Consider the following 12,139-nt stretch of genomic DNA (forward strand, 5'->3'; position numbering starts at 1 on the left):
TCGGGGGTCGGCTCAATCAAAGACGTTTATACTCTCTCCTATAACCAAGCCAGTTCCTCTCCCGAAGAAAACCTACCCTAAAAGCTCCACTTAAGCTGTACAAATCCAAGTGTCGCAGCCGTTTTGCCAAACAGGCTATCGCTACTGCCGTCGAAGCGTTGCAGTACCATTAATAGTTGCCAGTCATCGGCCAGAGAGTAACTGCCGTTTGCCCCGATAAAATAGGAGCCATCCTGGTAATAGCTGGTCGTCAAGGTTAATCGGCTGAGGGATGAGATATCGAAACCCAGATCGAAATAGTAGGTCCAATCGGTAAAGCTCAAGGTTCTGGCCGTCAACGGCAGATTAAGGTAAAGCAAGGCGCTATCTGACTCAGTCGGATTTGATATATGCAGGACCGAACCTCTGATCAACCAATTACGCCTGCCGATAAAACTGTAATCGGCCTCGAGTGTCGAAACACTGGTCGCCTCCAACTCATCAGGAGAGAGCGCTGACAGAGAAGGGGATATAGAGATCGGCCTGAAAAGTCCCCCCCTGTCGGAGATATTAGATGGCAGCCTATTTATACCACTTTCAACTTCAGGCAATCTTGGCCAATGATCATAGATAGGATCGAAATAGGTAAACTCCCCACGAAAGCCCGCACCGGATATATCACCCGCAAAGCCTGCCCCTAAGATGCGGTCGAAGCCGGATTTACCCAGTAATAACTGCATATCCCAACCATCTGAATTAAACAGGTATCGCGCCGCAAAGCTATTGAGGTCGCTGTCCTGATTGGGGTTATATACAAGATTGAGTGAACTGGCAAAACCCAGTTTTCGACTAATCAGCACCGCATCTGCGCCGGCACGTTCCTCATAATCGAAGTCGTAAATCGAGTAGGCATTAAAAATATCATTGGGGTTCCACAAGGTTGTCATGGCCCAATTGATGCGAAAACGCCCCACCCTCAGCTGCCAATCATCCCCTGGCGACCAATTAACATATGCACGATCAAACTGACTATTGCCGACCCAGCCATCCCTGTCCATCCAGGTCGATGACATCTCCCAATACCCCGGGTCAAACTCGATTAAATCTCCATAACCCGGCGTTTTCGAGGTATCCCCGTAGAAGACTCTATTCCTCATGCCGATATTGATTCTTAACGAACTGTCGAATCGATATTCAAAGTTGAATCTTTGATGCAGCAGGTGATCGCTAAGATCCGCGCTGGTATCGGGAAAGGTGCCTGTGCCCATATATTTCACATAACCATCGAGATCCCAGTTCGAGGCGGGCTCGAGGCCGGGAATGGGAGCGGCTCGGCTCTGTGTAGCGGCTAATGCCACTATAAGAGATAAACAACAACCCCAAACAGGCTTCATTGAGCTCTGTCCTCGGTCAACTGACCATCTTCGAATACGATCACCCTTCTGGCCCGTTTTATCACCCTGGGATCATGGGTCGAGAAGATAAAGGTTGTGCCCTCCTTCTCGTTGAGCTGCTGCATTATATCGAGTAGTTCCGCCGTGCTTTTAGCATCCAGATTAGCCGTTGGCTCATCGGCCATCACAAATCTGGGGCTCGGTGCTAATGCTCGCGCGACGGCCACTCTCTGTTGCTGCCCGCCGGAGAGTTTCGATGGTATTTTATGTAACTGATCCCCGAGCCCGACCTGATTCAACAAGGCGATAGCCCGCGCTCTGCACTCCTTCTCACTGTGTCCCTGCAGTTGCATCACAAATTCAACATTTTCAAGGGCTGTCAGTACCGGCAACAAGCTATAGTCCTGAAAGATAAAGCCGATATTGTCACGCCGAAAGGCAATAAGTGCCTGATCTTTTAGTGAGCAAATATCGATGCCGTCAATAACCACGGTACCGGCACTAGGGATATCTATGCCGCCAATCATATTCAGCAGCGTGGTTTTACCAGAGCCAGATGGCCCCATTACAGCCACAAACTCCCCCTGTTCAATACTCAAGTCGAGCTGCTTTACCGCATGAACAGGAAAATCCGTATCCTGATTATAAGTTTTACGAAGCTGAGTCGTTTGAATACTCATACCCGTTCTCTCCCTCATCTTAGCGACTAGTCATAACGAACTTCTTGCCCAAATATCAACTGAAAATATTGACTAAAATCATTAGCTAAATTTAAACCGCTACCGCAATGATAATTCAAATTCTGTCTGTTCTATCAATGCTTTTCAGCCATGGCATCGACAGGGCGTTGTTTCAAAATCTGCCTCGCCGGGTACAGGGCCGCTAACACGCAGACCAGCACCACAGTAATAAAGATGTAACGATACTCGCTAGCGGCGACCTGCGGATACAGTGTGGTATCGACACCAAATGCGCCCAAGCCTTCCGCCATATTACCCAGAGGAATACCGGTAATTTGCAACAGCTCTACTAAAGCTAAGCTGGACACCAGTCCTATGGTTGCTCCTGTTACACCAAGCAGGCTAGTCTCAAATATAATCAGTGCAAACACCTTATGCTTCTGCATACCCACCGCCATCAACACCCCAAACTCTCTGGTTCTCTCAAACACAGACATCAACATGATATTGACCACGCCAAACCCCATGGCTGAGACAAATATGCCCAGTAAGATGGCATTACTCGGTCCCATCTGAGCGATAATTGACGCCAACATAGGTTGTATCTGCTGCCAGTCTCTGACGTTGTTCTCATTAGAGGTGATTAACCGGATTTTGTCCCTCACCATGACTGCTAAGGCATTTGACATGCTGTTGCTGTCATCGAGTAACACAGCTATCTCATGACTGCCTTCAATACCTGCCATAGCAATCAGATCGGATCGCCTCACATAGATATTGCCATCGTCGAAACTAGTGGAGGGGGTGCTGAAAATACCTGAAACTCTGAAGGCTGCACCTGTGACATCTTTGTCTGCATCACTGAAGGTGATCACGACCTTAGAGCCTAACTTTAACCGCAGGCGTTGTGCCGTTTTTGATGACACCACGACAGGATGGCGCCCTTCTGCTGGTAACCAACTGCCCTCTTTAACGCTTGAAGCTATCGGTGTCACCCTGGCTTCTGCGTCGATATCGACACCATTGACCCGCACACCGCGGGATGACCGCGCCGAGGCCACCATGCCATCGACAATAAATCGCTCAGACCAGGCGATGACTTCACTCATTCTCTCCAGCTCGGCAGTGATCCGCTCAGGCTCAACAATGGTCAGATTAATTTCCGGGTTATCGACAAAACCTTGATGATGAACCTGAACATGGCTGGTCTGCCAGGAGATGGCATTGTCGATCATATTGCCATACATACCGTTCATAAAACCTATCATGGTAACGACACCAATTAAGCCAAAAGCCATCGCGGACAACATGATCGAGGTGCGTAATTTATTGCGCCATAGGTTACGCCAAGCCAGTTTAATTAACATGGCCACCTCCCTTTAACGCGGTAACCAGATCGAGACGGTAGATCCGCCACAGGGGATAGAGTAAGCACAGCAACATTAACCCAAGCACAATAAGAATCTGATCGATAAACAGCCAAGGTGATAACAGCATTGGAAGGATAGGCTCCCAGCCCAACTCCAGCATCATCTCGGCAGTTTCGCCGGTTAACTCAATAGGGTGATAATGGAACCACACCACCAGAGGGGTTCCGAGCGCCAACCCTATCGTGACCCCAAGTAGCGAGATAAAGCTCGATTCAAGTATCACCAGACCAAGCAACTTGGCCCTTACTAACCCGGTGGCCATCATCACACCGAACTCTCGATAACGCTCAAGCGTCATCATTAAAATAGTGGCAAAGAGTCCAAAACCCACCACACCATAAAGCAGATACATCATAAAAATGCCTCCCGCCTTATCCATGGCGATCTGCTGCGCCATCTCGGGAGCGAGATCTTCCCAGTCACGTACATTTACCTGACTCTTCCCATTTCTATCCAGTAAAGAGTGCTGCGAGCTGTTCTTTAGCAAAGTGGCTGAATAAGCACGCTGCAGATCGGCCATCGTCTGTTCGAGTTTGGTCAGCTCCCTGGTATCGATAACCCATGCAGAAACCTGCTCACCCGTGCTAAACAGTGTTTGTGACAATGGCAGTGGCATATAGATAAGCAGGTTATCCAGCTGAGGCAGGGGGAAATGTACTATTCCTTTAATCTTGTAGAGCCCCGCTGCGGTCTGGCCCCGATAGCCCTGCCCATACAGCACTAGCTCATCACCCACAGTCAAAGAGAGATAATCGGCAAGTCCCTGACCGACTAGTACCGACTTGTCATCGGCCTTGATAAACTCACCCTCAACCACTTTATCGGAGATACTTGAGTATTCATCTTCAAGGGCTGGCATAACCCCCAGTACCATTACCCCTTTTGATTTATCGCCGGCAGCCGCTAAAGCAAACGACTCCAGCCTGGGTAATATTCGCTCCACATCATCCAGTTTTCGGGCGGCGGCGATAAATTCATCGGTTGCCGGGAGGAGATCTTCAATGCTCTGACTCTCCGCAAACTCAACATGCTGTAACTGAATCAACCCGGTTGAAAATTTAGCACTGTTCTCGATATTATTGGCATAACTCCCCTCCTGCATACTTCGCATAAACAGAGAAAGAAGCAGTGCCAACGCCAGCGCCATTGCCGTTAAAATGGTGCGCCGCTTCTGCCGCCACAGATTTCGCCAAGCCAGTTTGATTAACATAAGATTTCCTTAAAAGGAACGAGATCCTAGAACCTAGACACTAGGACCGCATTAGACTAATCCCTTAATTCTTTCATCTGCTGTTGCGAGAAAAAGTCATCGCCAATATCAAAATTAAACTGAGCTTCATGGGTGATAAGCTCGGTTCTCTGATCGGGTTTATCGGCAGGGATCATCGTCATACGGGTTGCAATATTGCGACCGCCCAGCTCCTTAACATCATAGGTTTCCATGGTATTAACCAACTCATCAAACTCATCGATAAATTCAACTTTACGCTGCAGGTAGGTCTGCTTCGATATCCATAATCTCACCTTACTCCAAACCACTGGAGCGTCGGGTTTCGCGATGGCGTCGATAACCCAGGTGTTATCGTTATCGAACAGCTCCTCTTTGATTAATTTATGCTCATAATCCACCACGATAGAGGACTGATTGATCAGGTCGTCATTGGTAAAATCTGATCCCATCCAGGATTGACTTAACATCGAGGGGGCAATTTTAATGACTCGCTCGATACTCGGGATCCAGCTCCACATCTCTTTTTGACGCTTTAAAGATGCACTACCTTTATCTTTCGCCGGAGCGGTAACCAGAACCAATGACAGATCCTGACCTTTGGTCCAGCTTTTCATACTCATGGTGCGGGTCCAGTCGGGGCGAATGATCTTCATGGTCGCCACCGAATAGCTAGAATCGCCGCGCATCTGTTCATCTGACCTATCTACGATATCTGACGCAGTTTCTGCGTTCACATAACCAGATACAAAAACAGTTAATAACATCCCTGATAATAGGCTTTTTATCATGACCCATAGACGCATATTGAAACTCTCCAGTTATCTGTTCCAGCCCCAAAAAACAGAGCAAGTAAACCTAACCCTATCCAACTATAACCCATTGAGCACAAAACGAAACACTGATTGAAGTTGGGAAAGTAAATTAACGATTTTTTGATTTAGAGTGGAATTTAAAAATATTTTTTGCCGTCAAAAAAATGAGTAATCTAAGGTAACCACCTCCTTCAGATTATCTTATGGCTAATTTAAAGCAATGAATGCTGTTCTTAGGCTAAATTCAGGCAAGAAGGATGCCTTGCCCCTTGGGCTCAGCCCTGGTCACCCTCACAAAAATTAACCTTTAGATCACATCAGACCACTTAAATATTAAATCTTTTTACAAGATATGGGCGACTCGGCCTCAATCTTGATTTGTGAAATAGGTTATTGTTTTTACTTATTTCGTCAAAAAAGCAATCCACTGACACTTGTCAATTCCCTGTCGGCTGGGTGTTTTTATGCGCCAATTTTCTGCCTCACGTTGTAATTTTTTTGTTTGCCAACGAATTTTTTACTCGGTATGGTTCGCTTAAATCAAGGTGCGAAACACTTTGATACATTGATTGGCAGCAACATTTCACTTCGTAAAGTGCCAATGATATGCGGGCATCAAGCCTCATACTCATTACCTGCTCTACGATAAAGGCAAAACCGGGGTAACCCGGCGACGCAAAACCAGTGCCCAGGCAGAGATGCGGGGGTCGAACGGTTACCGAAAAGAGTAGGAGTGTTCAGGGCCTTGGCCCTATTCGTTCGTTCCGCTCACTTGCCTGTCATTATTTTCGAGCTATTGAGGCCTTTTAGCCTCTGAACGTACGGAGATCTATTATGGATCATTCATATATTCCAACGCGCTTTCCCCTGAATAAATTGAGTCTGTTGGTCTTGCTTGCCTGCTCGGCAACTTTGACGTCCCAGGCCAATGCCGAAGCACAACTCACCCCCAACCAGATCAACGGTACAATAAAATTTACTAACACCAATCCGCAAATTGTTAATGAACTGTCCACCACTGGTGCAGCCAAGGGGATCGCCTACAGCTATATTCGCGCCGATAGTGTCGACCACACCCCGATCCTGAATAACACTGCCAACATACCCGGTAACAAGGGGATGACTCAGAATTTCCAGTTGACTGTCGAGTCTTCTGAGAGCGGTATTCAATATTCGGTTAAGCCTGATCTGCGAATGGATAATTACGGCGAACGTTACCTTATGTCGCCTACCCTATCCACCCCGGTACAGCCGGAGCCGGCGACCGATGCTTCGGTCGTTTTTGAGCAGTGTGCATCACTGTTGGATATTCAATTTAAAAGCAGCCAGGGCGAACCTGTTGCCGTCAACGGCGGCTATACCCTGGCCTATCAGGAAACCACTGCCGGCTCGAATCGCTTTGAACTCAAGGCTCAGGATTTCGCATTTCCTAACGGCACCAGCCAAGAGTTTTTGACGATACAAAGCCATGACGGTGTCACCAAGGTGAACGTCATGTATAACTTTGGCCTCGATGCTTTCAGCGACACCGTACGTAACATGTGCGAAGTTAAGGTAACCGCAGCCTGTGATACTGTGGTTCCGGTCGAGTGTGTGATCGATGACGGAGCTATGGAGCTGGGCGCTATCGAAGGTGATATTGACGTCGTTGGTGAAGAGGTACTCGATAGTGGTTACCTGTCACGTATCTATGCCACGAATGGCCCATACCTCAACTACCGCATCGATCATGTTGGTGGTGCTGGCCAATATACTCTTGAAAATTTGGTTCCAAGTGATGTGGTATCTCCGGGCATTGGCTATTTTGTCTATGGTGAAATGGCGCTGCGCAAAGGATACCAGACTGAATATCTGCGTACTCCCTTCCTTAACAGCAGAAATGGCAGAGTGATGGTCGCCGCCGGTGAAACCGTCGATCTGGCAGACACTCTGGTACTGAAGCCCGGCTATGTAAATGGCCAGATAACGTTAGCGGGCCCTGAAGGCAATGGTACAAACAACGGCCTTGCCGACCTGTATCGAGATGCCGACAGAGACAACAATGCCGATGGCATTCCTGATTATATCTACCTGTCAAACTCTCATGTCATGGCTTCCGGTAGCTATATCAAAAGCGAAGGCGCGACCTATGATGCTACAGGTGGCTTGGCTCGTGCCGGATTTAGCGGGCAATTTAATGCCGAAAGCGGTGAGTTCAATGGTGATTATGAGTTGATCCTGGGAGGCTTGGCGGGCGAACCCTCTAAATGGAATGTCGGCGACTTTAAGCTAAGCTTCCTCGATACTGCAACAGCGAACACCAATGGCAGTTATCAAAACTCACAATTGCGGATCCGGGACCTTGTTATCCCGCTACAAGATATCATCCCAGGTCAGAGCCAGACCGTCGACAGAAGCTATTGTTTTAATGATATCCAGTTAGCGTACAAGTCCACTTCTGGCGTTTTCTACCGACCAAACCTGAGAGCCATCGGCCGTTTCCAAGGTAGCGATTTTCAGGAAGAACAAGCCAACTATCAGGTCACTGTCGATAGCGCTTACGGTACCCCGCTCTATGCGTCTACCGCAGCAGCAAATGGCCTGGTGGTGATGACTTTGCCTCAGGGTGCATACGACATTACCCCGCAGGTCAGAGCATTGAATCCCAACGGCGGCGAAACCTTAGCCGAACTGCCTCCGGTCACTCTGGATGTAGGTTGTGGTCAGGTAGTGAAGGCTTCGACCGAGATTCAGGTCAGTGTAGGTGAGCTTCCGCAGGAGACCAGCGGTGATACCTTAGTGATCACGGCCAACGTGAACACCGAAACCCCTATCGCCAAGGTTGACTATGTGAAAAATGGCGAAGACCCAGTGGTTGTCTGTACGCAAGACTGCGCCGAAGATGGTGTAGTCAACGTTGAGGTTCCGCTGGATGAAGGTGACAATAACATCACAGTAACGGCCACTAACGAAGCCGGTACCGAGGCATCTGTATCAGCCGATGTGACCTATACGCCAGAGCAGCCAGCTGAACCAGAACTCCCCAGCTATGACGAGCTGAAATTTGTTCGCTGCAACAATGTAGGGGCGCAGGTTTCGGTACTGGAAAGTGGCGCTCAGGTAGACTTTGACATCCTGGCCGTAGGCGGCGTTGGCAAGCTGAACTACGACTGTGATTCCGCCAGTGGCAGCGAGTTCGCTCTGGGCAGAACCCCCGTTAGCTGCTCGGTCAACGACACCGATGGACACAGCGCCCAGTGTGATTTCAAGGTCGAGGTTACCGACACCTGTGAAGCTGACGACAGCCTGCCTAAGCTAAGTCATATAGTAGAAACTGATACCCTTTGGTCACCTAACCACAAAATGACCGATATCGGCTTCGAGCTGAAGGTCAACAGCTGTGACCGTCAATTGAAATCAAGCCTGGAGACGACCGTGTGGAGTGATGAGCGTGAAGTTCCACAACCCGGTTCTGGTGATGGCAGATTTGCTCCGGATGCCAAGTTCAGTGGTGATGCTTTACGTCTTCGTCAGGAGCGTAGTGGTAATCAGGACGGTCGAGTCTATCTGATACTCACACAGGGGCAGGATGCCGATGAGCAGGACGCATATACCTGTAGCACAGTAGTCGTACCACACGGTAAGAGCAAGAGTGCCAAAGCCGACATTCAGGCTCAGGCCGAATACGCCCTCGACTATTGTCAGGCCAACGGCGCAGCACCAACGGAATACTTTCTGCATGGTGTTAGCAAGGAGATTGGTCCTAAGCAGTAACCCATAAGATACCGCTAAAAATAAAATGCCTGCTTGTCAGGCATTTTTTATGGGCATCAGCCCCTTTCTCAGCACCAAGTGTTCATCATGTGTATCCCAATAATAGGTTTCAATCATAAAAATTTAGTTCCGCATTAGTACTAGAACATATCGGGTGAAAAACTTAACAATTATAGGTATGAGATTACAATAAAAATGCCGTTCACAACTTCCATATTGTTCGCAAGGGGTGAAGAACATAGTTAGATTGAATATCTACGTAGAATAACAGTTACTGTCGAGTATAGATTTGTAGAATAGGAAATAAACGCTGGCCGAAGGAGAGCGTCATCGAAATGGTCTCTTCGCGTTTAAATTTTTGTTTATAGGGTGCCGGCTCACGCCTTTTGCCATCGGCAAATAATGCCAACATCTGTTCACTTTGAAAAATCCGACTACCCGAAGATAAATTTTTGAGCGTGACTACAGCCTTTCGAACGCCATTTTCGTTACTCATAACCACATAGTTGATAAGACTGAGTTGTAAAAAATAGGGCCACACTTCTATGTGGCCCTATTTTAAACTTCAGCTTACATGATTAATCTCTGCGGTCTATCTTAATTACCCAAGCTAGTAAAAACTCAGACTCAGGCGACCTCTCTTACCGATTTGATTAATGATTTCTGTACATTGTCCGGAGTAATATCGTATCTGGCAAAGGTCATGCTGAACTGACCGTCCCCTCCGGTCATAGATTTAAGTCGGGTCGAATAGTCATCGACAGTCGCAAGCGGCGCCTCTACGCTGACAACGACTTTACTATTCCCCTGAGCCTGAGTACCACATACCATGCCTCGACAGGAACTGATATCACCTGTGATATCGCCCACGTGTTCCTGTGCGACAACCACTTCCATCTCAACGACGGGTTCTAATATCACCGGCGTTGCCTGGGCAACCGCATCGAGAAACGCCTTCTTACCCGCCATCACAAAGGCTATCTCTTTCGAGTCGACACTATGATGCTTACCATCGAGTAAACAGACTTTGATATCCTGCATAGGGAACCCGGCTAAGGCGCCTGAAATCATGGCTTCTTTTATCCCTTTTTCAACGGCGGGAATATACTGCCCGGGAACCGATCCCCCCACGACCTTAGAGACAAACTCAAAACCGGCGCCCCTTTCCAGAGGCTCTACCGTCAGCTCGACTTCACCAAACTGACCAGAGCCACCCGATTGCTTCTTGTGGCGGTACCTTGCTGTAGCACTGTCGGTAATCGTCTCACGATATGCGACAGCGGGTTTATCTGTATCCATATCGACATTAAACACGTCATGGGCTTTTTCTATCGCGATCTGAAGATGCAGGTCCCCCTGCCCCTGAAGTATCATTTGACCTTCAGCATCATTCTTCGCCAGACTTAAGCTTGGATCTTCGGCAACCAACTTATGTAAAACTTCGGCAATCTTTTGTTCATCGCCTCGACGCTTGGGCATCACGGCTAAACCGAAGATAGGTTGAGGAAGATTGAGCTCAGGGAGATGAAATTGATCTTCATCATGACTGTCGTGTAATACGGCGCCGACTTCAAGTTCATCCACTTTGGCCACCGCACAGATATCACCAGGAACTGCTTGCGGTACCCCAATTTGCTTATCACCTTGTAACTTAAATATATGGGTAACTTTAAACGGTTTACGTCCCTCACCAATAAACAGCTTCATACCAACGGTGACCGTACCCTGATAGAGGCGGAACACGCCCATTCGTCCGAAGAAGGGATCGATGGAGATCCTAAATACATGGGCGAGTACATGGTCACTGGCATTCTGAGTCACATCCACCGGTGTAAGATTGCTCCCAGCCCCTTTCACAAACTGAGGCGGGTTAGCCTCTAATGGACTTGGCATCAACTTAGTGATGATCTCGAGCAGTGATCCAATACCGACCTCTTGCTCTGCACTGGTGAAACACACAGGCACCAGATGCCCCATACGTAGCGCGGCTTCCAATGGCGCATGTAACTGCTCTGGGGATAAACACTCTCCCTGTTCGAGATAGACCTCCATCAACTCCTCATCTTCTTCGAGTACCGTATCGATTAGATCATCTTTAGCCGACATCGCAGAGTGAAACAGTGAATCGGCGGCGCCCTCTTCACAATGAAGATAACAATCGACCACATCATCTAATGATGCTGTCGGTAAATTGACCGGCAGACAACGAGGTCCGAATCGCCGCTGAATCTCTTCGAGGAGGCCCGGTAACCTCTCTTCATTACCATCGATGTGGTTAATCGCAATCAATACCACCTTACCCATGGTTCGAGCCGCTTCGAATGCTCTTTGAGTCAGCGTCTCGATACCGGTCGATGCATTGATCACCAACAGGACAGACTCAACGCCGGGCAGGGGTAATAGTGCTCGGCCAAAGAAGTCTGGCATGCCGGGGGTGTCGATAAGGTTGATATGGTGGTTGTCGAAATCTAGATTTAAGAAGGAGGGTTCTAAACTGTGGCGATGGGATTTTTCCTGGGCAGTGAAATCAGCATGATTTGTGCCCTTATCCACCCTGCCTTTTTGAGCAATAGCCTTAGCGCGGAAGAGTAATGCCTCCAGTAGAGAGGATTTACCCGATCCTGTGTGTCCGAGCACCGCCAGATTTCTGATCTGCTCGGTTATAAACTCAGCCATAGTGGCCTCCTTCATGTCATTAAATTAAGTCAAATGGATTAAACCTTTGCATTGCTGCTAATAGAAAGTAGCAAGCTACTAGTGAAGAAAATTAAGTTGTTACCATAGAGTATAGACTTGTACCAGTGACTGTTATTTGACCTGGATCACGCTTTATTTTCCTTACCTGTTTTTAAACAAAAAT

7 protein-coding genes and 1 riboswitch are annotated in these 12,139 nt (G+C 48.2%); of the genes, 1 reads left to right on the forward strand and 6 read right to left on the reverse strand.

Annotation, left to right across the window (positions count from 1 at the left end; genetic code table 11):
• Window positions 1-77: 77 nt before the first annotated feature.
• The 5 genes from SSED_RS16720 to SSED_RS16740 form a co-directional block, all read right to left on the reverse strand.
• A complete protein-coding gene (locus SSED_RS16720; RefSeq protein WP_012143528.1) occupies window positions 78-1,373 on the reverse strand; it encodes a hypothetical protein in 1,296 nt (431 codons plus the stop codon).
• Window positions 1,370-2,053 carry an ABC transporter ATP-binding protein gene (locus SSED_RS16725; RefSeq protein ID WP_012143529.1) on the reverse strand — a complete coding sequence of 228 codons (684 nt, stop codon included), beginning with the start codon at window positions 2,051-2,053 and terminating at the stop codon, window positions 1,370-1,372. The genes SSED_RS16720 and SSED_RS16725 overlap by 4 nt, the downstream gene beginning before the upstream one ends.
• Window positions 2,054-2,187: 134 nt before the next feature.
• The gene (locus SSED_RS16730; RefSeq protein WP_012143530.1) at window positions 2,188-3,420 is read right to left on the reverse strand and encodes an ABC transporter permease; all 1,233 of its coding nucleotides are present in this window, start codon (window positions 3,418-3,420) and stop codon (window positions 2,188-2,190) included.
• On the reverse strand, window positions 3,410-4,693 hold the full coding sequence (locus tag SSED_RS16735) for an ABC transporter permease (RefSeq protein ID WP_012143531.1): 1,284 nt from the start codon (window positions 4,691-4,693) through the stop codon (window positions 3,410-3,412). Before SSED_RS16735 ends, SSED_RS16730 begins: the two co-directional genes overlap by 11 nt.
• 56 nt (window positions 4,694-4,749) lie before the next feature.
• Window positions 4,750-5,517 carry an outer membrane lipoprotein-sorting protein gene (locus SSED_RS16740; protein WP_012143532.1) on the reverse strand — a complete coding sequence of 256 codons (768 nt, stop codon included), beginning with the start codon at window positions 5,515-5,517 and terminating at the stop codon, window positions 4,750-4,752.
• A 649-nt stretch (window positions 5,518-6,166) separates the two neighbouring features.
• A riboswitch (cyclic di-GMP riboswitch) is annotated at window positions 6,167-6,249 on the forward strand.
• 111 nt (window positions 6,250-6,360) lie between these two features.
• Between SSED_RS16740 and SSED_RS16745 the strand changes: the two genes are divergently transcribed.
• Complete coding sequence (locus tag SSED_RS16745) at window positions 6,361-9,279, forward strand: cadherin-like beta sandwich domain-containing protein (RefSeq protein WP_012143533.1); 2,919 nt, start codon at window positions 6,361-6,363, stop codon at window positions 9,277-9,279.
• Between the two features lie 627 nt (window positions 9,280-9,906).
• Here the strand turns inward: SSED_RS16745 and fusA are convergent.
• Window positions 9,907-11,955 carry an elongation factor G gene (fusA, locus tag SSED_RS16755; protein ID WP_012143534.1) on the reverse strand — a complete coding sequence of 683 codons (2,049 nt, stop codon included), beginning with the start codon at window positions 11,953-11,955 and terminating at the stop codon, window positions 9,907-9,909.
• Window positions 11,956-12,139: the final 184 nt, after the last annotated feature.

Source organism: Shewanella sediminis HAW-EB3 (assembly GCF_000018025.1).
GTDB lineage: Bacteria > Pseudomonadota > Gammaproteobacteria > Enterobacterales > Shewanellaceae > Shewanella > Shewanella sediminis.